Source organism: Paenibacillus tritici (assembly GCF_018207515.1).
GTDB classification, from domain to species: Bacteria; Bacillota; Bacilli; order Paenibacillales; family Paenibacillaceae; genus Paenibacillus_AQ; species Paenibacillus_AQ tritici.
The window spans coordinates 3,053,694-3,074,292 of sequence record NZ_CP073365.1 but is presented as its reverse complement, the minus strand read 5'-3'; the positions used below and the strand labels follow the sequence as shown (position 1 = coordinate 3,074,292).

General features: G+C 53.8%; 19 protein-coding genes. 9 read left to right on the top strand and 10 right to left on the bottom strand.

Features of this window, described 5'->3' with window-relative positions:
* Position 1: 1 nt before the first annotated feature.
* Positions 2 to 373, bottom strand: a complete 372-nt coding sequence (locus tag KDC22_RS12750; RefSeq protein WP_211723292.1) for a YkvA family protein — start codon at positions 371 to 373, stop codon at positions 2 to 4.
* 108 nt (positions 374 to 481) lie between these two features.
* The gene (locus tag KDC22_RS12745; protein ID WP_211723291.1) at positions 482 to 1,447 is read right to left on the bottom strand and encodes an acetylxylan esterase; all 966 of its coding nucleotides are present in this window, start codon (positions 1,445 to 1,447) and stop codon (positions 482 to 484) included.
* A 96-nt stretch (positions 1,448 to 1,543) separates the two neighbouring features.
* Here KDC22_RS12745 and KDC22_RS12740 point away from each other — a divergent pair, with 96 nt between their 5' ends.
* Complete coding sequence (locus tag KDC22_RS12740) at positions 1,544 to 2,386, top strand: sugar phosphate isomerase/epimerase family protein (RefSeq protein WP_211723290.1); 843 nt, start codon at positions 1,544 to 1,546, stop codon at positions 2,384 to 2,386.
* A 118-nt stretch (positions 2,387 to 2,504) separates the two neighbouring features.
* The gene (locus KDC22_RS12735; RefSeq protein WP_211723289.1) at positions 2,505 to 3,608 is read left to right on the top strand and encodes a glycosyltransferase family 4 protein; all 1,104 of its coding nucleotides are present in this window, start codon (positions 2,505 to 2,507) and stop codon (positions 3,606 to 3,608) included.
* A gap of 95 nt (positions 3,609 to 3,703) precedes the next feature.
* On the opposite strand, the gene KDC22_RS12730 is transcribed toward KDC22_RS12735, so the two are convergent.
* The 4 genes from KDC22_RS12730 to KDC22_RS12715 form a co-directional block, all read right to left on the bottom strand.
* Complete coding sequence (locus KDC22_RS12730) at positions 3,704 to 4,936, bottom strand: beta propeller repeat protein (RefSeq protein ID WP_211723288.1); 1,233 nt, start codon at positions 4,934 to 4,936, stop codon at positions 3,704 to 3,706.
* Positions 4,937 to 4,952: 16 nt separating this feature from the next.
* Positions 4,953 to 5,324 carry a hypothetical protein gene (locus KDC22_RS12725; protein ID WP_211723287.1) on the bottom strand — a complete coding sequence of 124 codons (372 nt, stop codon included), beginning with the start codon at positions 5,322 to 5,324 and terminating at the stop codon, positions 4,953 to 4,955.
* A gap of 119 nt (positions 5,325 to 5,443) precedes the next feature.
* Positions 5,444 to 5,848, bottom strand: a complete 405-nt coding sequence (locus KDC22_RS12720) for a hypothetical protein (RefSeq protein ID WP_211723286.1) — start codon at positions 5,846 to 5,848, stop codon at positions 5,444 to 5,446.
* Positions 5,849 to 6,253 (bottom strand): hypothetical protein, encoded by a 405-nt coding sequence (locus KDC22_RS12715; protein ID WP_211723285.1) that lies wholly within the window; start codon positions 6,251 to 6,253, stop codon positions 5,849 to 5,851.
* A gap of 182 nt (positions 6,254 to 6,435) precedes the next feature.
* On the opposite strand from KDC22_RS12715, the gene KDC22_RS12710 reads away from it, so the two are divergent.
* Positions 6,436 to 7,200, top strand: a complete 765-nt coding sequence (locus KDC22_RS12710) for an SGNH/GDSL hydrolase family protein (protein ID WP_211723284.1) — start codon at positions 6,436 to 6,438, stop codon at positions 7,198 to 7,200.
* Between the two features lie 67 nt (positions 7,201 to 7,267).
* On the opposite strand, the gene KDC22_RS12705 is transcribed toward KDC22_RS12710, so the two are convergent.
* Positions 7,268 to 8,356: a glycosyltransferase gene (locus KDC22_RS12705; RefSeq protein WP_211723283.1), complete on the bottom strand. Its 1,089-nt coding sequence runs from the start codon at positions 8,354 to 8,356 to the stop codon at positions 7,268 to 7,270.
* A 183-nt stretch (positions 8,357 to 8,539) separates the two neighbouring features.
* On the opposite strand from KDC22_RS12705, the gene thiD reads away from it, so the two are divergent.
* On the top strand, positions 8,540 to 9,352 hold the full coding sequence (gene thiD, locus KDC22_RS12700; protein WP_211723282.1) for a bifunctional hydroxymethylpyrimidine kinase/phosphomethylpyrimidine kinase: 813 nt from the start codon (positions 8,540 to 8,542) through the stop codon (positions 9,350 to 9,352).
* 102 nt (positions 9,353 to 9,454) lie between these two features.
* On the opposite strand, the gene KDC22_RS12695 is transcribed toward thiD, so the two are convergent.
* Together KDC22_RS12695 and KDC22_RS12690 are read right to left on the bottom strand one after the other, a co-directional pair.
* Complete coding sequence (locus KDC22_RS12695) at positions 9,455 to 10,360, bottom strand: hypothetical protein (RefSeq protein ID WP_173140008.1); 906 nt, start codon at positions 10,358 to 10,360, stop codon at positions 9,455 to 9,457.
* 95 nt (positions 10,361 to 10,455) lie between these two features.
* The gene (locus KDC22_RS12690; RefSeq protein ID WP_246553537.1) at positions 10,456 to 11,250 is read right to left on the bottom strand and encodes an AraC family transcriptional regulator; all 795 of its coding nucleotides are present in this window, start codon (positions 11,248 to 11,250) and stop codon (positions 10,456 to 10,458) included.
* A 159-nt stretch (positions 11,251 to 11,409) separates the two neighbouring features.
* Here KDC22_RS12690 and lacZ point away from each other — a divergent pair, with 159 nt between their 5' ends.
* Both lacZ and KDC22_RS12680 read left to right on the top strand, forming a co-directional pair.
* On the top strand, positions 11,410 to 14,523 hold the full coding sequence (gene lacZ, locus KDC22_RS12685) for a beta-galactosidase, LacZ type (RefSeq protein ID WP_211723280.1): 3,114 nt from the start codon (positions 11,410 to 11,412) through the stop codon (positions 14,521 to 14,523).
* Positions 14,524 to 15,041: 518 nt separating this feature from the next.
* The gene (locus KDC22_RS12680; protein WP_211723279.1) at positions 15,042 to 16,016 is read left to right on the top strand and encodes a phosphotransferase; all 975 of its coding nucleotides are present in this window, start codon (positions 15,042 to 15,044) and stop codon (positions 16,014 to 16,016) included.
* Positions 16,017 to 16,022: 6 nt separating this feature from the next.
* Here the strand turns inward: KDC22_RS12680 and KDC22_RS12675 are convergent, their stop codons facing one another.
* Positions 16,023 to 16,769 carry a glycoside hydrolase family 16 protein gene (locus tag KDC22_RS12675; protein ID WP_211723278.1) on the bottom strand — a complete coding sequence of 249 codons (747 nt, stop codon included), beginning with the start codon at positions 16,767 to 16,769 and terminating at the stop codon, positions 16,023 to 16,025.
* 149 nt (positions 16,770 to 16,918) lie between these two features.
* Between KDC22_RS12675 and KDC22_RS12670 the strand changes: the two genes are divergently transcribed.
* The 3 genes from KDC22_RS12670 to KDC22_RS12660 are packed head-to-tail and all read left to right on the top strand — an operon-like array spanning position 16,919 to position 20,496.
* The gene (locus KDC22_RS12670) at positions 16,919 to 17,839 is read left to right on the top strand and encodes an ABC transporter permease (protein WP_211723277.1); all 921 of its coding nucleotides are present in this window, start codon (positions 16,919 to 16,921) and stop codon (positions 17,837 to 17,839) included.
* Positions 17,840 to 17,896: 57 nt separating this feature from the next.
* Complete coding sequence (locus KDC22_RS12665; protein ID WP_211723276.1) at positions 17,897 to 18,781, top strand: carbohydrate ABC transporter permease; 885 nt, start codon at positions 17,897 to 17,899, stop codon at positions 18,779 to 18,781.
* Between the two features lie 44 nt (positions 18,782 to 18,825).
* Complete coding sequence (locus KDC22_RS12660) at positions 18,826 to 20,496, top strand: extracellular solute-binding protein (RefSeq protein WP_211723275.1); 1,671 nt, start codon at positions 18,826 to 18,828, stop codon at positions 20,494 to 20,496.
* Positions 20,497 to 20,599: the final 103 nt, after the last annotated feature.

The following is a 20,599-nucleotide window of genomic DNA, read 5'->3' as shown; positions in this document are numbered from 1 at the left end:
ATCAATTCTTGAAGAACTCCTCCGCCTTCTGCCTGTGCTCCTCCTTGACCTGTCCGGCAATGGCCCGGATACCGGCTGCCATAACGGCAGCATCATCCGTGAAGCCGAGTCCGATCAGCGCATCGGGAATGGCATCAATCGGGGAGATGAAATAAGCCAATGCGCCAAAAGCAATCCCTTTTGCCCATAATGGCGTTTTGGCATCCAGTGCACAGTAGTACATGGCTATCGCTTCTCTGGTGAATGGAATTTTACCGGCAACTTTTTTGGTTTTGCTCCAGAAGCTCTTCTTGACCAGCTCCTCATTCTTCTTGTCGTACTCAAAGTTCTCCACCACTACTCCTGCCGGCAGCTTACCCGCCTCTTTGTCCATCCGTCGTTCCCTCCCGGTGATTAGAATATACCTTCACGCGGCCTTGCGCCAACCCTCACTATAACTTCACACCATTCCCTTGCCGCTAATCACTTACGCTCGCCGGATTTAGTTAGAACCGAGATGCTCCTGGAAGAACAGGGCCGTCTGTCTGCGCTGGAATTCGCTCACCTCATGCCCGGAGAACGGATAATCCTTCATCTCCTTGGGCGACTCAATCCGATTATAGGCGGCATAGACCGTCTCCGGCATACACACCGTATCCTTCCAGCCTACAGACATCAGGACAGGAACGGTAATCCGGTGGGCCAGATTCACAATGTCAAAATAGGCCAGGTTCTGCAGCACACGCTCCAGATGCTCCGGGTAGCGCTTCAGGTAATCCGCAATCTCCGTGAGCGAGCTGGTGGAATTCAGCACCCCGAAATCCAGCCGGCAGAGGTTAGGAATATCTGCGGCCACCACAGCTACACGGCGGCTAAGCGCCGCTGCCAGCAGAGCAATCCCCCCTCCCTGGCTGGCTCCTGTAATCGCAATCCGCGCCGGATCAACCCCCGGCAGCTGCGCTGCCGTCTCTATGGCGCGGACGGTATCTATGGCTAACGCCAGATAATAGGATTGCTCCTTCTCCAGCAGCCCTTGGGTAATCCAGCCTCTGACGATCCCGTGCTCCTGCGGCAGCAGGTTGCCGGTCTCTCCAAGCTGACCCCGCACATCTACCGCAAGTACAGCGTATCCAAGCAGCACGAATTGCGCATAACGTTCAGGATAACCCCGGTCTCCGGTGTAGCCCGGAAAGGTTACAATACATGGCCGCTCTGCGCTGCCGTCAGGGTCAACCGCAGGCTGGAGATACCAGGCGTGGATTGTAGTTTCACCATAACTCATATAGCTGACCTTGCTGACCTTCATTCCCGGATAAGGGGTTGCTTCAGGTATAATGGTAATATCCAGCGGCTGCTCCTCATCCTCTGCCAGCAGATCATTCCAGAATTCATCAATCGTCTCCGGGTCCAGTGTCGGCTCCGGCCGGCAATGCTCAAGCTCCTGCTTGCGTTGTTCTATTGCGTTCATCTCTATTCCTCCTGTGTTGCATGCACTCTGTAACCTTGCATGTCTATGTAAGCGTCATTAATATTATAAGTATAAATCCATCGAATTCCAAAGGAGTTGTTCATTATTCGTTACGGAACCCTGGCGCACACTGCGGGCTGCCTGCCGCTTAAGGAATTGACCGCCGCTCTTCAGACCTACAATATTGACTTCGTTCAGCTCGCCCTGTCCAAAGCCATACAAGACATCGACCTGTCCCCCGGCAAGCTGAGTCCGGGACTGGCCTCCTATATCGGCGAGCAATTCGACAGGGCCGGCATCCGCATCGGCGTGCTTGGCTGCTATATCAATCCGATTCATCCCGATCCTGCGGTCCGCCGGATGGAGATTGACCGCTTCAAGGAGCATCTGCGCTACGCCCGCCTGTTCGGAGCGCCCATGGTCGCTACCGAGACCGGAGCATTGACGACCTTCCAGGAATTCGACCCTTACCGTTATGAGGAGCTCGGCTGGGAGGCTCTTAAGGCAACCTTGGAGGAGCTGGCAGAGGAGGCCGAGAAATGGGGCGTGTTCCTGGGACTCGAAGGCGTCAGCACCCACACCCTGTCTTCCCCGGCCAAAATGCGGCGTATCCTCGATGAGGTACCCTCCAGCTCCATCGGTGTGGTATTCGATCCGTGCAACCTGATCGGTGAAGAGGTTCACCTGCAGGATGAGATCGTGGACAGTTCCTTCAGCCTGTTCGGCGACCGGATCATCCTGGCCCATCTGAAGGGGATCTATCAGGAGGGTTCCCGGATTCGCCATGGTGCCCCCGGACGCGGGCTGTTCCACACCAGGGAGTTCCTGGACAAGCTGGAGGCTCATAAGCCGATGATCGACATTTCACTGGAAGATGTCACGGGTCTGGAGATCAGGGACAGCCTGACTCAGCTGCGCAGATTGCGTAACGAAGCATAGGGCGGCCCATTTCCCCGAAGAGTACCGCTATGCGGTACTTTTCGCTTTTCAATGAATAAAATAGTATACATATCGCGTATTTGCAAGCGATTCGTGCTCAGAAAGGGAGGGATCACAGATGCGGTTCACTTTCCCCATTCTTACCCTAAGCCATGGCGGGGCACAACGCATGCTCGTAGAGCTTACGAACGGTCTTACTGCCCGGGGCCACCAGGTTGTGATCGTTATGCCGCTGGGAGGGACTGTTTCATATGACGTTCATTCCACTCTGCTGATTACCGACTATCCGCTGCTCCGTGAGTCCGACTTCCCGGTCAGTGATATCATCGTGTCCAATTTCTACACTACAGTTCCGGTCTCACAAGCCGCAAGCCAGAACGGGAAGGGTATTCATGTGCGCCTGTCCCTGTGTTATGAACCGCTGTTTTTACCAAAAAATGAAATCTCCTTCCCCTCTTATCATGCTACCGATAAGCTGATTGTGCTCTCCAGGTGGCAGCAGGAACTGATAGAGCTGGGTCATGGGATCAGCGGAAGCATTGTGCCCGTAGGGATCAGTTCCACCTTCCAGAACATGAATATCCGCCACAAGCTTCAGGAACCGCTGAACATTACGGCGATTCTCCGCAAGGTGGAGTATGGCTTCTCCTGGCACCGGGAGCAGGATTATCTGGTAAGTCAGCTGGATATCGTGAAGCAGAACATTCCGTGGGTGAATATCAATTTCATCAGCCCGCCGGATGAGTTCAACAGCTCCGCTTCACTGCAGAGCATGAAGGACAGCGGGAAATACCGGTTTTTCACCCCGCTTAATGACGAGGAGTTATGCTATCACTATAACGGTGCTGATATTTTTGTCAGCTCCAGTATCTTCGACACCGGTTCTTTGCCGGGACTCGAAGCCATGCGCTGCGGAGCTGCGTTAGTATCCGTCTATTCCGGAGGGAATCTGGAGTATGCCCGCCATGAAGAGAACTGCCTGTTATCTTACCGGCATGAGAACCGGATTGCAGCGGATGTAATCCGGCTTATACAGGACCCCTTCTTCCGTACGCGGATTGCCGCCCGCGGGGAAGCTGATTCCAAGGATTGGACCTGGGAGAACAGTGTGAGAATTATGGAACAGACGGCGGCAGCCTTTTTACACGGGAATGGCGTTACTCATCCGCCTTCGTCCACCCTTTTGCAGAGAATGGTCAGCTCAAGAAGCCGCAAGCAGTAAATTTCGGTATAGCGGGGAATATACAGCAACAGGCCCAACCTGTATGGACAGAGGTTGGGCCTGCTTCTGCATATCTACTTGCGCTTCATCGCACCTCAATTGCCGAAAATAACATCCTGTTTGTTCAGCCGGGTATCATTCCACACTGCGGCCAGCGTATCAGGAAAAATGGTAGCCGCTGTAATGTAGTCCCCAATCAGCTCAGTGGGAACCGGAGAATTGCCGTTCGGATTGGTAGACACATCTGAGACCCTCCGGTTCGTGAAGGACAAGCCGCTGTTGATGGATTCGGCTACAAACACATCCAGCAGGAAGCCGTCCAGCCGGTTGGTATAATAGATCACCCGCACCGTACCCGTTGAGGGGGACACTGTGATCGCAGGCGAGAAATTCTGCGACCCGGACGGAGCCCCAGTGATGCTCAATGGCTGGGACCACAGCAAGCCGTCCGGGGAACGTGAGAAGAAAATATCGGCATAACCCAGCCGGAAATCATTCCACACCGCATAGACAAAACCCGCAAAGGGACCATTGGAAATATCTGCTCCAAGGGCTAAATTCGTCTGTACGCGGAAGTTATAATTCGGAACCGGCAGCGGGCTGGGCACAGGAACAGTAGCCGCCAGAAAAGTCGCTCCCCGGGTCACCGGAGGATTAAAGCTGACTCCCCCATCCTGGGAGACACGGATATAAGCATATTTCGGACCTGGTCCAAGCTGGATATATCCTACATAGACTTCTCCCGCCAGTCCGACAATAAGTGCAGCCCGTTCCAGATCCCCCCGGGGATCAGAAATACGCTGCGGCCGTTCCCAGCTCAGTCCCTGATCCAGCGAACGCTGGAAAAAGATCGCAGCGTTGGTCCCTAAATAGAATAGCGGGGTATAGCCTACATATGCATTGCCCCGGTAGGGGCTGGACGGAGAACGGTCTACAGCCAGAAAAGGCTCGTCATTATGGACGTACAAGCCATAGCCCCGCTGGACGATAACAGGGGGATTGAAGGTCAGCCCGTTGTCAAAGGTGGTGTACGTTGCAATGGTCCCGTCATTGAATTCATTAAAAAAATGGACTGCTATGATAAATGTATCGGGAAAAGTATAATCAATCGTCGGCGCTTCCGCACTCATAAATCCCGGGGCCTGCGGCAATATCGTTGAGGACCATGTCGCTCCGCCGTCAACCGACCGGTAGAATCCGGTCAAAGCTGTGCCGGTACTGGAATCTACCGCTACCGCGCACAGGATATTGGGGTCCAGTTCATTTACCGCAATAGATGGCTCAATATGATTCCCCGGAAGTCCTGCTGTAACATTGACATTCGCCAATAGACATCACCCCGTTTCAAGTGTTAATAATGGACAACCGGTCAATGTATGTAAGTTCATGCTGAAGGATCCGCTCGATAATATTCCCTGCGGCATCCAGTGCAAACACATTCACAATAGTGTTGACCGCACTATACAAGTTAATTTGGGCCTCATAATAGTTCGCGGCATTTACGGAATACGTCTGTACGACCAACTGCTGGGGGTTCACTTGAAATAAAGCTTCTCCTACGGGTACCCGCGTCAAATTGCTGCCGAGGAAATGAAAAATCTGCAGATTAATATTAATAGCTACAACAATTGAATCATTCAGGCAGGAAATTTGAATCCGGTCGATATGTGATGTTCCGGCAGGCGGATTGTAGACCGCTCCCGTTGTATAGGGCATAAGTCAATTACTCCTTCCCGTTTCAATGCCTATGTATATGCATCCCTCGATTTGTCCGATGAGAAAATCTGTATTTACGCACCAAAAAACCGGGGAAATGAAGCTTCCCCGGCGTAATGTTAAGAAACGGATAGGCCCGAGAACACGAGCGGTCCTATAATCGTCGGTGGATTCACACTGCTGACTGCAGATGCAGTGAGGGCATATCCATAGTAACCGGCGGGAAGACCGCTGTCGGTGAACGCCAGATGAATGGCTTCATAGCTGTTCCCGGTCAATGAACTGGACCGTGCGGTGAATATCTGTACCGCATTACGAACAATAGTAATGATCAGATCCGAAGCATTAGTCAGGCTGTTCTGCAAGCCAAGCGTTGCTTCAAGCAATACCAGCCCGTTCGGTCCGGCAGACACTCCAAATTGTCCCAGAATGGTACTGCCCGGCAGGGCTATTACAGGAAGTAAAGCGGATTGACTGAAGCTCGACGGGACGCTTTTGCCGAAATCAATAACGTTCATCATCAATCACACCAGCGAGAGTCCCGAGAAATCCACGGGACCTATCAGATTGGCAGCGTTAGAAGCGGAGGAATTCACTAGTGACACCGTTAAGGTGTAAGCGAAATATCCTGCGGCAAAACCAGTATCGACATAGGAGAGGCTGATCAGATCAAATAGCCCGGCACCAGGCACCGTGGTCCGCAGTGTGAACACCGGCGCAGCTCCGCGGAGGATAGTGAATAACAGATCAGGAGTGCCGAACACCGTCTGCACACCTACCGAAGCATTAAGCAGAACACTCCCGCCCAGAGCTGTCGCCATGCCAAATTGGGTAAGCGTATTGCTGGAGGGCGAAGCGAGAACGGGTATGGAGATCGATTGGCTGAAGCTTGCGATTGCGCTTTTACTGAAATCAATGATTTGAGTCATCCCTGTAACCTCCCAGTAACAAATTCACTCTTCTCTATTCTATGGAGAATTCAATCTGCTGACTGGACTAACAACAGGATGTTACAGCCAGCCGTAGGAAACCATGACATCTGTACATAGGCACGGCTGTATGTATGGTTTACACTTAATTTATATACACTAGGGTTATCGGAGGCGGGACAATGAATACGAATGAGGAATACAAGGAACCCACAGGACCTGAGTTCAAATACATGGTGAGCGGAGACTCTATCTCCAAGGGAGTTGTCTATGATGAGGCACGAAGCCGTTATGTTATTCTGGAGGATAATTATGTGTCCATGCTCCAGGGCAAGCTCAAGGGGGCTATGCGCAATACAGCCAGATTCGGCAATACGCTGATGAAGGGCTTCGGCAACCTGAAGCGGGATGTACTCAAGGAGAAGCCGGATGTGGTGCTGATTGAATACGGCGGCAATGACTGTGACTATCACTGGGGAGAGATTGCTAGCAACCCCGAAGCAGAGCATAGTCCCAAAACGGATTTTCCGGCCTTCGAGCGGATGCTGCTCGATATGATTGATTTCCTCAAGAACCAGGGGATCACCCCTATTCTGATGAGTCTGCCCCCGCTGAATGCGGACAACTACTTCAAGTGGGTCAGCGGCAATAATCCCGATTCCGAGGTCAACATTATGAAATTCCTCGGCAGCGTCACCAAGATTTACTGGTGGCAGGAACGCTACAACTCCGCGATCATCAAGGTTGCCGAGAGTACCAAGACCAAGATTATTGATGTCCGGGGCGCTTTCCTTCAGCAGCCGGATTACACCAAGTTCATCTGCCGGGATGGCATCCACCCCAACCGGGAAGGGCACCGGATTATCTATGACAAGGTTCTGGATTTCATCCGCACCAGCGAACCCCAGCTGCTGCTGGACCCTGCGGCCATGCCGGGGCGTGGATGATAAACTCAACTCAACATTCAAGCGCTCCCCCAGCTTCGGCAGGAGGAGCGCTTCTATATGCTCAAGGCTACAGCGAGACATACCTGTCACCCAGAAGCTGCTGGAAGTAAGTACGGTTGTAAATCATGCTGGGATGGCCGGGAAATAGAAGCAGCGCAGTTTCATTATACCTATTCGCCCGTTCATGCTGACCCAGCCGGTCATAACAGAGTGCGAGCTGCAGATTCGGAATCCAGGTGCTGAAGGCTTCGTTCCTCACCCCCATGGATTCCGCCCGGTCGGGCAGCACAAGTGCAAGCTCATACCAGTAGACGGCCGGGTGAAGCTGGCCCTTCTCCAGATGCCAGGCTCCCAGCCGGCAGCAGCCTTCGGCACGCGGAGAATCATATTGCAGCGTGCGGGCGATGGCCGTGAACGAGGCTTCCTTGTCCCCCAGACCCTCCCGGCATTCGGCCAGCCGCAGGCAGGCCTGAATATTGTCTTCAATCCAGCCCTGCCCGCCATTCAGGAACAACTCATAGTAATGGCAGGCTTCCTTCAGGAGTCTATGATCACGCAGCTCATTGGCATAATAATATTGATCGCGCGGAGTGAAGCTCTCCCCCTCTGCCGCCCGTTTGCGGTAGATCCGCAGATTGCGGTCAGTGTATTCTTTATCCTTGTCATGGGTAACACAGACGTCACTGCTGAACGACGGACCGTACACCTCCAGATATTCATGCACCGGACCAATCCATCTGAACCCGCAGGCCCGGCGGACCAGCCGGTTGCGCCGCAAGGAAGTGACCACCTTGCCCTCCCCGTCAAAAGCGAGATTGTACTGCATATTCACACTGTCCACATTTCCCGGCAGCCATGGCTTCAGCTCTCTGAACAGCGCCTGATCTCTCTCCTGCAGATAGTCATCCGCATCCAGCCAGAAGATGTACTCCCTGGTTGCCTTGCTGAAGGCGAAATTGCGTGCCGCCGAGAAATCCTCAATCCAGGCAAAATCATAAATCACCGCCCCGAAGGAAGCGGCAATCTCCTTGGTGCGGTCGGTCGATCCTGTATCGACAATGATGATCTCGTCTACAAGTCCCTTCACGGATGACAGGCAGCGGGGCAGGCTTTTTTCCTCATTGCGGACAATCATGCACAAACTGATCTCTATCATGGCAGCCTCCTCAATGAATGATCCATTGTGCTATCATGATATGCAGTGCAGCTAACAGGGACCCCTTGTTCTAACCCAGAGATTCCGGGTGTTTTGGGAGCTGTACTTTTTTTGCGGACTCCGGCCGTGATTTTTGTTATAATAAGCAGCATACTATCCATATACCAAAAGGGGACGTTTGCTTTGTCAAAAATAATTAAGACGCTAACTATTGCCGGCAGTGACTCCAGCGGAGGCGCAGGCATTCAGGCTGACCTCAAAACCTTTGAGGAATACGGCACCTATGGCTTCAGTGCCTTGACTACCATTGTGACTATGGACCCTGACCGGGGCTGGCATCATAATGTATATCCGATTGATGCCGCAATCGTTGCCGAGCAGCTCAAGACCATCTTCGCCGGCGGTCCAGTGGATGCCATGAAGACCGGTATGCTGGGCAGCGTGGAGATTGTTCAGGTGACACAGCAGGCACTGAAGAACAACCTCCAGACCAATGTCGTGATCGACCCGGTAATGGTCTGCAAAGGCGAAGATGAAGTGCTGAACCCGGAGAGCGCCAATGCAATCCGCGATCTGCTGCTTCCGCTGGCTACTGTAGCTACACCGAATCTGTTCGAAGCCGGTGTTCTCTCCGGCCTGGGCAAGCTGACTACCCTTGAAGAGATGAAGGAAGCTGCCAGACTGATTCATCAGCTCGGCACACAGAATGTTGTCGTCAAGGGCGGCAAAGCGCTGGGCGGCGATAAAGCAATTGATATCTTCTTCGACGGCAGCGAATATGTTGTCCTGGAGACGGCGAAGATTGAGCCTGCCCACAACCACGGAGCCGGCTGTACCTTTGCTGCCGCGATTACCGGCGGATTGGCCAACGGCTTGTCAGTGAAGGAAGCTGTCGTTAAAGCGAAGGATTTCGTGTCTGCCGCTATCCGTAACGGCTATGCGTTCAATCAATATGTCGGCCCTGTATTCCATGGCGGCTACCGCCTGGAGCAGTAAGACCGGACTGTTGACAATTAAATAACCGTACACAAAAACCTCTCTTCGTAATGGCTGTGAACAGCCCTCGAAGAGAGGTTTCTTTGTTTCTTGTTGCGTGTCCTACTTAACGGCGGGTTCCTCCGCTATATGCTTGACAAAGGCCATCAGCTTATCCTTATTGCTCTCGCCAAGCACGCTGATAATAATGGACTTTGCATTATAATCAATAGGCATGGCGGAGATGAACGGTGATTTGAGAATATCGACACCGAACAGTTCGTTTTTGCCGGTCTCCTCATTGACTCCCCACTTCATGCGCGTATCGTCAGCGGCAAGCTTGCCATCCGCCGTAATCGGCTCCAGATTCTGGAATCCTGTCTGTCCGCCGATCCAATCGACGGTAGCCTCATCCAGAATGAGGATATCCGGCCGGTTGGCGGCCAGCTCCACTACAGCCTTCTGCATGTGGTTCATATCCAGCGTATCGGAGCCTTCCCCGGTCCGGGGAAGATACACAATATTGGCCTCGACCCGCTTCCATTCGGGATAAGCAGCGACGATGGCCTTCTCCAGCTCATCTGTTTTGCCGCTGGTATCCTTGGCTCCGAAGTTGCCAATGAACATAATCGTCGCATCCACCGGAGGCAGAGAAGCGAGATACTGCCGGTGCTGGTAGTTATCGTAGAGCGCCTTCCCGCCGAAGATCAGCACAAGCACACCGATAATGCCGAGAATCACATGGGTTTTGTACAGCCGCATGAAGGTTTCCCATTTGCTTGCCGTACCGGAGAAGCGCCCGTATTTGGCCAGCCGCTCATCTTCGGCCTGCTGAATCTCCTGCTCATCCCAGGTATCGAGAATCAGCTTGTACGCCCGGAAATCCGCCTCATACGCTGCTATCTCTTCATCCGTTGAAAGGGCGCGTCTGCGCTTCAGGAGCAGATCGAACCGTTTGTTCAGTTCCTCTCTGGTTACGGTTTCAGGTAAGTCTAACCGCACGTACGCTTGCTTCAGGTTATCGTTCACATTCAGTTCTCCTTTGATATGTATGATACAGTAATTCTATTTTAACAGACTTCGCCCTGTATTCTCCACTCGCGCTATAAAAGGGGCTTGCCAGCCTAGTCCAGGCCGTGCAGCCCCCTCCACTCTTCCGGCTGCATCCCGGTGACCCGCTTGAACACGGCACAGAAATAGCTGACATTCTCGAACCCTGCCCGCTGGGCAATCTCATAGATCCGCTGCCCCCGGCTGCTGAACATAAGCTGCTTGCTCCGGTTGATCCGCTGCTTGTTAATATAGGCCACCGGCCGCTCACGGACCGTCCGCTGAAACAACCGGCACAGATACTGCGGGGAGACCTCCGCTACTTCGGCCAGCTCCCTCAGCAGCAGCGGACGGTGCAGGTGAAGCTCAATATATTGCAGCACCGGCTTCACCCGCTCCAGCTCATTGTCTGCATTCGAGGCAGGAAGCAGGCTGCGCTTCAGATCGAGCAGCAGCGCGTACAGCAGCTTGGCACGCTCCATATTGTCCTGAAGCTCATTGCCGCAGGAGAGGGTAAGCATCTCCTCAAGCGGAGCAAGGATGGATTCTGTTCGGAGGCGTCCCACCCCGGACTCCCGTATTCCCGCATATAGCAGCATCTGGGCTGCTTCTCTTCCGTTGAAGGAAATCCAGGCCAGCTCCCATTCGCGGGTAAGTGGCGTATAGGAGTGGGGCACATCCGGGTAGAGACAGAAGATATCGCCCGCCTCGGCAATATAGGATTTTCCCTTAATAATCACCTCACCCTTGCCGCCAAGAACCTGGTGCAGCTGATAATCCGGGAAGCCCGCAGGCCGGGACATCTCGCCCTGATGCTCCCAATACCCGATGGTCATGGCATACAGGGGCAGCAGAAGCATATCTTCCATTTCGCAAAAGATCATCTTACTGTCCATAGCAGCCTCCCTCCGGATGCAAACTGGCATCCCTTAGTTTCATATTCTATTATATCCGAATAAAATCATTATATATACCCAGAACATTTCCCATTCTATAATATGAATATAACAATATAAGGAGATGTTAACTTGCGCAACAAACTCTCGTATCAGCAGCCTGCCAACGGATATCCCGAATGGAACAATAATCCCGAGATTTTTCAATTGAACCGTATAGATGCACACGCCTCCATGATGTCCTTCCCGGCAGCGGCCGATGCCCTGCAGGGGAACAAAGAAGCCTCTTCCCGTTACCAGTCTCTGAATGGAACCTGGAAATTCGCCTTCGCCGAGACCGCAGATGCGCGGATCAAAGACTTCTATACCACCGGCTATGACTCAGCGGATTGGGCAGAGATTACGGTCCCTTCCCATTGGCAATTCCAGGGGTATGATTATCCCCAATATACTAACGTGCGTTACCCTTGGGAAGTATCCGAGCCGGATCTGAAGCCTCCGTATGCGCCAACAGTATACAATCCGGTAGGCTCTTATATCCGTACATTCAGTGTTCCGCAGGATTGGGACGGACAGCCTGTGTTCCTCAGCTTCCAGGGTGTGGAATCCGCTTTCTATGTATGGGTGAACGGTGAACTGGCCGGATATTGTGAGGATACCTTCACTCCGTCAGAATTTGATATCACCGCCTACCTGCTTCCCGGCGAGAACAAGCTTGCCGTTGAAGTCTACCGCTGGTGCGATGCGAGCTGGCTCGAAGACCAGGACTTCTGGCGGCTGAGCGGAATCTTCCGCGATGTCTATCTGTATACCGCACCTTCCGTGCGGGTTGCCGACTTCTTCGTCCGCACAGAGCTGGACAAGAGCTTCACCGATGCGCAGCTCCAGTTGGACCTGAAGGTGGAGAATTATGATAACCGTGTCATCGGGGCGCATTCGGTAGAGGTGCAGCTGTACGACAGTAAGCAGCAGCCGGTATGGACAGCGCCGTTGTCAGCCGGATTTGCTTTTGAGCAGGATGGCACTCAGGAATTGAAGCTGTCCGCAGCGGTGAGTAATCCGGAGAAGTGGAGTGCGGAGAAGCCTAACCTCTACACCCTGCTGATTACGGTGAAGGATGATCAGGGACAACTGCTGGAAGCGCTTAGCTGCAAAGTGGGCTTCCGGACCTTCGAGATCCGGGACGGCCTGATGAAGATCAACGGCAAACGGATCGTATTCAAGGGCACCAACCGCCATGAATTCTCCTGCGATACCGGCCGCGCGCTCTCCAAAGAGGACATGATCACCGACATCAAGCTCATGAAGCTGCATAATATCAACGCCGTGCGGACTTCCCACTATCCGAATCAATCCGTCTGGTACGAGCTCTGCGACGAATACGGTCTCTATGTCATTGATGAGACGAACCTGGAGACCCACGGCTCCTGGCAATACGGGCAGCAGGAGCTGCACGACGGCAATGTTCCCGGCAGCCGCCCGGAATGGCGTGCGAATGTAATCGACCGTTGTAACTCCATGATGCAGCGGGACAAGAACCACCCGTCTGTGATCATCTGGTCGCTCGGCAACGAATCCTTCGGCGGCGATAACTTCCTGGCGATGTACGACTATCTCAAGGAAGCCGATCCGACCCGTCCGGTACATTATGAAGGGATCTATCATTACAGACCTTCGGAAGCGGCCAGTGATATCGAATCGACCATGTATATCAAGCCCGATGATGTGGTGAAGTACGCACTCAGCAATCCGCAGAAGCCGTACATTCTGTGTGAATACAGCCATGCTATGGGGAACTCCTGCGGCGGTCTGCATCTCTATACAGAGCTGTTCGACAAATATGACAGCATCCAGGGCGGCTTCATCTGGGACTGGGTGGATCAGGCGATCCGCACTTCCACTCCCGAAGGGATCTCTTACCTGGCCTACGGCGGGGATTTCGGGGAGAAGCCGCATGACGGCAACTTCAGCGGCAACGGGCTGCTGTTCGCGGACCGGACCGTTACTCCCAAGCTCTACGAGGTTAAAAAATGCTACCAGAACGTCACCTTCACAGCGCTGGATCTCCAGAGCGGACGTTTCCAGGCCCGCAATAACTTCCTGTTCACAGACCTGGAAGACTATAAGCTGAGCTGGACTCTCGCTCTGAATGGGGAGACTGCCCGTGAAGGACAGCTGCCGCTCACCGCTGCACCTGGTGAAGCAGCAAGCTTCACAATCCCGCTGGATTGGGGCCTGCTGGAGGCAGACAAGGAAGCTGTGCTTACCCTGTCGTTGGTTCAAGACGGGGCAACCTCCTGGTCGGCTCCAGAGCATGAGATTGCCTGGGAACAGTTCGTACTCTCACCGTACATTCCATCCGGCAACCCGGATAGCTCAGGCAGTACGCTACAGGTGAACGAGCAGGATGGCTTCCTGACCTTCGAGGGCAATGGCTTTGCACTCTCCTTCGAGACTGCCACCGGTGCGCTGACCTCTCTGAAGTCCTCTGGGAAGGAATATCTGCTTGCACCGGTCAGACCCAATTTCTGGAGAGCCGTAACGGACAACGATCTCGGCAACAAGCATCCGGAGCGCTGCGCCATCTGGAAGGAAGCCTCTTACCAGCGCCAGCTGGCCCGATTCAGCTGCCGGGTTGAAGGCAACCTCGGCTTCGTAACCGTTGACTACCTGCTGGATACACTGCCGGCATCCACCTTGCGTGTTCATTATGAGATTCGTACAGATGGTTCTGTCGAGATTGCACAAGAGCTTAACCCGGGCAGCGGCAGCCTGCCGGAGATCCCGGAATTCGGGCTGGTCTTCGAGCTGGACAGCAGCCTGGACACGGTCTCCTGGTACGGCCGCGGGCCGCATGAGAACTACTGGGACCGGCAAGCCGGTGCTAAGCTGGGACGCTATACCGGCAAGGTGAGTGAGCAATTCACGAATTACCTCCGCCCTCAGGAGTGCGGCAATAAGACGGATGTCCGCTTTGCTTCCGTCACCGCAGGCCGTGAAGGACAAGGATTGTCCGTGGAGAGCGCTGTCCCTATCGAAGTCAATGCGCTTCCTTGGACTCCCGCCGAGCTTGAGGCCAGCGACCACGGCTATAAGCTTCCGGCGTCCGGCAGAACGGTGCTGCGTGTAAATTACAAGCAGATGGGCGTCGGCGGCGACGACAGCTGGGGTGCTCCAACCCATGAGCAGTTCACCCTGCCGGCCAACCGTCCTTATGCCTTCAAGTTCAAGCTGTCCCTGCTATAAACCGCCTCAGCGGGCAATAGAAGGATAAGTTATATTTCAATAAAGGGGTGTCCCGGCAGCCGTTACTGCGGCTTGGGACACCCCTTTTTTGCTTGCTCATTACCAAATCATGCTCATATTGCAACATTCCCCTCATATTCTCGGCTGTAATCCACAACTGTTGCATGAAATGCAGCATTCTCCCCTTCTCCAAGCAGCTTAGCGGGACAATTCCTGCATTTCCTGCAACAATCTGTCCCAACACCTATTTATCCAGGAAACCAAGCTGCAATAAGTACAACATTTGAGCTTATGCAGGCTGAATCTTAAGAACCCGCTTGCTGCATTCACTCATCTATGAACATAGATTAACCGGACGGAAACGGCCGCGTCCCCCCATCGTTTTCCGCCCAATATTTATCTTGAATTATCTCCTCACTCCGGCGAAAATAAAGTCATATCGCAAGAATACAAAGCTTACACTAGTGTGAACACTTCGCTTATCCAGCCCCTATATTACCCTGGTGAGGAGATATGGTATGTCAGACACCGCCGCAAGAATCCGGGATGAAATCCTGGGCTCCATTACTGAATTTTTCGGGGTACATGTCACTGAAGCTGTGCAGATTGATCAGGGGTTCCTGAATCTGAAATGGAAGCTCGCAAGCGACCACGGGCCTTTGTTCGTGAAGCAGTACAGCAAGGTCCGTTACCCGGAGCACCTTACCCGCGGACTTGAGGTCTCCTTGACCCATCAGGATCGGCTGCACCTGCAAGGACTCCCGGTTCCGAAGTTATTCTCCCATCAGGGCAACTATGTGTTGAGAACGCCTTCACAGGAACGGTATGTGCTGATGAAACTATGTGACGGACACAGTATTGCGCCCGGCTCGGCAACGGTGCAGCAAATGTATACACTGGGGAGCGTCGTCGGCCGGATGCATAAGGTGCTGAACACAGATCTGACTCCATTGCCGCTCCACTGGAATATACGGACCCAAGAAGCTATGGTGAGCAACTGGGAGAAAAGATACCTTCACGCCGCCGCCCTCCATAATGGAGAAACGGTTGCAGCACTTGAGCTTCAGCGGCGGATCATTGATGGAATGGATACCGGAATCTTCGCAGACTGCGAGCGGGGCTGGGGACACCGGGATCTGTTCGTGGATAATATTCTATTCCATGCAGATGAGGTAGCGGCCCTCATTGACTTCGACAGGCTGCATTTCATCTATCCTGAATTCGATATCTCCCGGCCCCTTCTCTCCTGCGCCTTGTCAGACAATCAGCTCCGGCTGGACCGCGTTCAGGCCTTTGTGACAGGCTACCGCCAATATAGTCCCTTACCGCTCAGCAAATTGATCCGCTCCATTAAATTAACCTGGTGGAGAGAAGCTGAATGGATCGCGGTTCCTGAGCCGGATGAATTCACGCCGCTCATAAGGTTCCGCCACGAAAATCATTGGGTCGCCGCCAACTGGGACCGCCTGGAGGATCTTCTCGCCGGAATTTGAGCGGGCTCAATTCTGGTACAGCCGGATACTTGACACAGTCATTACGGCCGGAAAAACCGCTAAGTCCACTTCCACATGATCGTACCACCCGCCAACAGCAAGATTAAGCAGCAGATAGAACGGCTGATCAAACGGCATAACACCCGGTTCCAGCCGCCGCTCCGCGAAGCAGTGGCCGTCTACCAGCCATCTTATGGAGCCTTCGTCCCATTCCAGCCCATACTCCCGGAATTCATCAATCGTTCCGCGCTCCAGCTCATGGGTGAATTCTTCGACGACCTTATGCTCCAGATCCGGCCCATAGTGCAGCGTTCCCGCTATGTGCCTGGGCAGGCGGCCCTTCGCCTCCAGGATGTCGATCTCACCGGAGGCAGGCCAAGGGCCGTAAGCCTGATCCTGCGGAAGCAGCCAGATGGCAGGCCAGAGCCCCTGCCCTACCGGCAGCTTGGCGCGTACGACCAGCCTGCCGTAGCAATAAGCGAAATGGTCCTTCGTATCCAGCCGTGCCGAGGTATACGCGAAGCTCCGCCCCTCCTGCTCCGTCACTTCGCGGCGCGCACATAGCTGCAATCCTTCCTCTCCGATAGATAGATTCCCCCGATGCCCTGTATAGAATTGTTGCTCCCCGTTGCCCCAGCCCGGAAATACGGGATTCCCGTCATTGTCCAGCAGGTCGTTACCCAGGCGAATGTTCCAGAGCTTCAAATCCGCCGCTTCACTTGTGAAATCCTGCTCCCATACAAGCTTGTTCATCCACTGCACACTCCTTTCGTTTAATCACAGCATAATGAATTTCCGGCCCCCCGTGGGCGGAATCCAAAAAATTGGGATAGGGTCAATAATCATGGCCTTTTTTCCTCTGCCCTTTTCTCATACGATGATAGAGGAAGGGGGCACAAGATATGTTCCACACGAGAACGGAACAAATGAAAGCGCTTCTCAGGCAATGGCAGCTGCAAAGCATGGTGATCCCGGGCATCCTCTGGATGTTCATCTTCTGTTACGTCCCTATGCTGTGGCTGATCATTGCCTTTATGGACTTCAGCATCGCGAAGCCCATGCTGGAGTCTCCATTTGTCGGTCTGAAGCATTTTCAGGATTTCGTCACAGATGACCGGTTTTGGCGTTCGATCCGCAATACCCTCGGGATGAGTACAATCAAGCTCGTGCTGGGTTTTCCCATCCCTATTTTCTTCGCTTTGCTGCTCAATGAGATCCGCAGTCTCCGGTTCAAGCGCACGGTGCAGACCATCTCTTACCTGCCCCATTTCATTGCCTGGACGATCTTCGGCGGCATTGCACTCAATTGGCTGGGCGAGGGCGGTGTAATCAACCAGCTGATGATGGCTCTGGGGCTTCAGGACCGGGAGATCCTGTTTAACAGCGACCCTAAGTACTTCTGGTGGATTACCTTTTTCACCGATACACTGAAGGAGACCGGCTGGAGTGCCATCATCTACATAGCAGCCATAGCCGGCATTGATCCGGGGCTGTATGAGGCAGCCGAACTCGATGGAGCGAACCGCTGGCAACGGATGTGGCATATCACGGGTCAGAGCATCCGCCCCACGATTGCGATTCTGTTCATCCTCGCCGTCAGCGGAATACTCGGCAGCAACTTTGAGCAGATCTTCATGCTGAAGAACAATATGAACATGAAGATGGCGGAGAGTCTGGACCTCTACATCTATAACATGGGGCTGGTCTCCGGGCGTCACTCCTTCTCCACCGCCGTCCTGTTTGCCCGCTCGATTGTCGCGCTGGGACTGCTCCTGTTAGCCAATCAGACGTCCAAGAAGCTGACGGGGGACAGTATTTTTTAGAAGAAACGGATTATGAGCGGCGAAGCCGACTCCCCCTGGAAAGGAGACAACAGATTCATGGCAAGACGCGGAGGTTTGCGGCGGATTGGCGCTTTTGAGCTTATCAACACCCTGCTGATGCTGGCAGTCTGCTTCCTGACGCTGTACCCGATGTGGTTCGTGCTCGTCAACTCGCTGAATTCACCGGCGCAGGCTTCGCTGGGTACCGTCAACTGGTTTCCCCAAGAGCTGTCACTCGCCAGCTACAGTGTCGCCTTTAACGACAGAACCTTGATGAACGGCTTCTACATCACAACCCTGCGTACGGTAATCGGAACGGTAGTGCATGTGCTGTTCACTGCAATCATTGCTTACGGAATGAGCAAATCGAGTCTTATGGGCCGCAAGCTGTATCTCAAAATCTCATTGATTACGATGCTGTTCTCAGGCGGGCTGATTCCCTCCTTCATTCTCATGACGAAGCTGGGCCTGTATGATAGCTTCTGGGTGTTCATCATCCCGTCCATGTATACTTTCTTCAATATGGTTATATTTATGAGCTTCTTCCGCACTATTCCGGACAGCCTGGAGGAATCCGCCAAGGTCGACGGTGCCTCGGATTACGGCGTGCTGTTCCGGATTGTACTGCCTAACAGCATGGCGGTCATTGCCACCATCGCCCTCTTCTCTGCGGTCTATCACTGGAATGATTATTATCAGGGCGTCATCTACATTCATTCTCAGGAGCTGCTCCCGCTGCAGACGATGCTGTACAAAATCATCGCCGAGAACTCCATGTCCTTCATGCAGCAGCAGGCAATGGCCCAATTCGGTGCCCGTCTGCCCGGCAATTCGATCAAATTCGCCTCGATGATGGTAGCCACGCTGCCGATCCTTATCTTTTACCCCTTCATTCAGCGTTATCTGGTCAAGGGCGTGATGATCGGCGCGATTAAGGGGTAGCGGCAATGAAGCATTCTACACCATACCGAAAGGATGATTCTTACGTGAAAAGCAAACCTGTAAGACCCGTCTTAGCCACTCTGCTGGCCGTAACCCTCACGTTAACGCTGGCTGCGTGTAACAGCAATTCCGCAAGCAAGGAGAATACGCCAACGGCTGCACCGCAGGCTGAAGCCTCGCCGTCGCCGTCGGCCGAAGCCAAGCTGAACGGTGATGAGCCTGCCTGGAAGCTCGATACCAGCCCGGTAGATCTAACCTGGTTCGTTGGCGCGAACTGGTATGCCCACACCTGGGGCGAGAGCCTCGCCTCCAAATATGTCACGGAGAAAACAGGCGTCAACGTCAAGCTGGAGGTTCCCTCCGGTGAAGCGAATGAGCAAATCACGCTGATGATGACCTCGGGCAAGCTGCCGGACCTCATCACCATGGGTTCCTGGGAGACCGCCGTCAAAAAGCTGTGGGAAGGCGATCATGTCTATGCCCTCAACGAACTGGCCGATCAGTACGATCCCTACTTCTTCAAGGTCGCCGGTGACGGTACGCTGAAGTGGTACCGGCAGGAGAACGGCAACACCTACGGGGTTCCGAATGATTCCTACAGCCCCAATCTGATGCATGAGACCGGTATGACCGCAGCCAACCAGACCTTTCTCGTTCGAAAGGATCTGTATGAGGAGATGGGCAGACCGGATCTCAGTACTCCGGACGGCTTCCTGGGGGCGCTGCAATTACTGAAGGATAAATATGCCGAGTATAAGGGTCAGCCGATCAGCCCCTTTTTCGCCCAGGGGAATGTCCCTTACGGGATGACGGAATATCTCCAGAATCTGCTGGCCGTTCCGCATGAGAAGGACGGCAGCGTCTATGACCGCCTGACCGATCCCGATTATATCGCCTGGCTCAAGACCTTCCGCACCGCTTACGAGCGCGGATTGATTAACGTGGACTTCCTGGTCGATTCCGATACCCAGGTGGAAGAGAAAACAAACAACGCCCGCTACTTCATGATGATCCGCGAATGGACCGGCATGACGGCGGTCAATCCGATGCTGGCTGCGGGGGCTAACCCGGACTCTAACTACATCGCCGTTGACGGGCCTCAGAACAGTAAGGGCGACAGCGCCAAGCTGTTCCCCGGCAACATGGACGGCTGGATGGTGACGATGATCAGCAAGTCCACTGAGAACCCGGAGCGGGCGATCCGCTTCCTGACCTACCTCGCCAGTGAAGAAGGCCAGCGTGACCTGTTCCTCGGCAAGGAAGGCGAAACCTGGGATAACGTGGACGGCAAGCCGCAGCTTAAGGCCGAATTCGCAGACATGCTGGGTAGCAATATCGAGAAGCTGGAGAAGGAATACGGCATTCTGGACACCTACTGGATGATGCGCAATCCGGTCATCGTCAACCAGTGGAGACCGGAGAAAGCGCCTGTGATCAAGCAGATGGAGGATTTCGCCAATGCACAGGCCGATATCGACAGCGGGATCTACAAGGGGCTCGACCCGCTGGGCGATTCCGAGGTGGCGGTTGCCTGGTCACGCATCTCCCAGAACTGGGAGGAAGTGCTGCCTGAGCTGATTACGGCCAAGGACGAAGCGGCTTTTGACAAAATCTTCGAGAGCTTCCTCTCCCGCCGCGACAGCTACGGCTTCGCGCAGGTCATGGAGTTCCGCCAGACGGAGCTGGATGCCCGCAAGGCCAAAATGGCGGAATAAGCAAAAAGGAATACCCCCTATAACCTACTGTGTACCGGCGGCCGGAAGGGCTGCCGGTATTCCCTGCTTAGAGAGGAATCCGCCTCAGACTGCAATGCCTTAT

What these genes read in the sequence shown, in the direction of transcription:
- KDC22_RS12750 (WP_211723292.1), bottom strand. Translation starts at nt 373, where the DNA reads ATGGACAAAGAGGCGGGTAAGCTGCCGGCAGGAGTAGTGGTGGAGAAC.
- KDC22_RS12745 (WP_211723291.1), bottom strand. Translation starts at nt 1,447, where the DNA reads ATGAACGCAATAGAACAACGCAAGCAGGAGCTTGAGCATTGCCGGCCG.
- KDC22_RS12735 (WP_211723289.1), top strand. Translation starts at nt 2,505, where the DNA reads ATGCGGTTCACTTTCCCCATTCTTACCCTAAGCCATGGCGGGGCACAA.
- KDC22_RS12725 (WP_211723287.1), bottom strand. Translation starts at nt 5,324, where the DNA reads ATGCCCTATACAACGGGAGCGGTCTACAATCCGCCTGCCGGAACATCA.
- KDC22_RS12715 (WP_211723285.1), bottom strand. Translation starts at nt 6,253, where the DNA reads ATGACTCAAATCATTGATTTCAGTAAAAGCGCAATCGCAAGCTTCAGC.
- KDC22_RS12710 (WP_211723284.1), top strand. Translation starts at nt 6,436, where the DNA reads ATGAATACGAATGAGGAATACAAGGAACCCACAGGACCTGAGTTCAAA.
- KDC22_RS12705 (WP_211723283.1), bottom strand. Translation starts at nt 8,356, where the DNA reads ATGATAGAGATCAGTTTGTGCATGATTGTCCGCAATGAGGAAAAAAGC.
- KDC22_RS12690 (WP_246553537.1), bottom strand. Translation starts at nt 11,250, where the DNA reads ATGGAAGATATGCTTCTGCTGCCCCTGTATGCCATGACCATCGGGTAT.
- KDC22_RS12680 (WP_211723279.1), top strand. Translation starts at nt 15,042, where the DNA reads ATGTCAGACACCGCCGCAAGAATCCGGGATGAAATCCTGGGCTCCATT.
- KDC22_RS12675 (WP_211723278.1), bottom strand. Translation starts at nt 16,769, where the DNA reads ATGAACAAGCTTGTATGGGAGCAGGATTTCACAAGTGAAGCGGCGGAT.
- KDC22_RS12670 (WP_211723277.1), top strand. Translation starts at nt 16,919, where the DNA reads ATGTTCCACACGAGAACGGAACAAATGAAAGCGCTTCTCAGGCAATGG.
- KDC22_RS12665 (WP_211723276.1), top strand. Translation starts at nt 17,897, where the DNA reads ATGGCAAGACGCGGAGGTTTGCGGCGGATTGGCGCTTTTGAGCTTATC.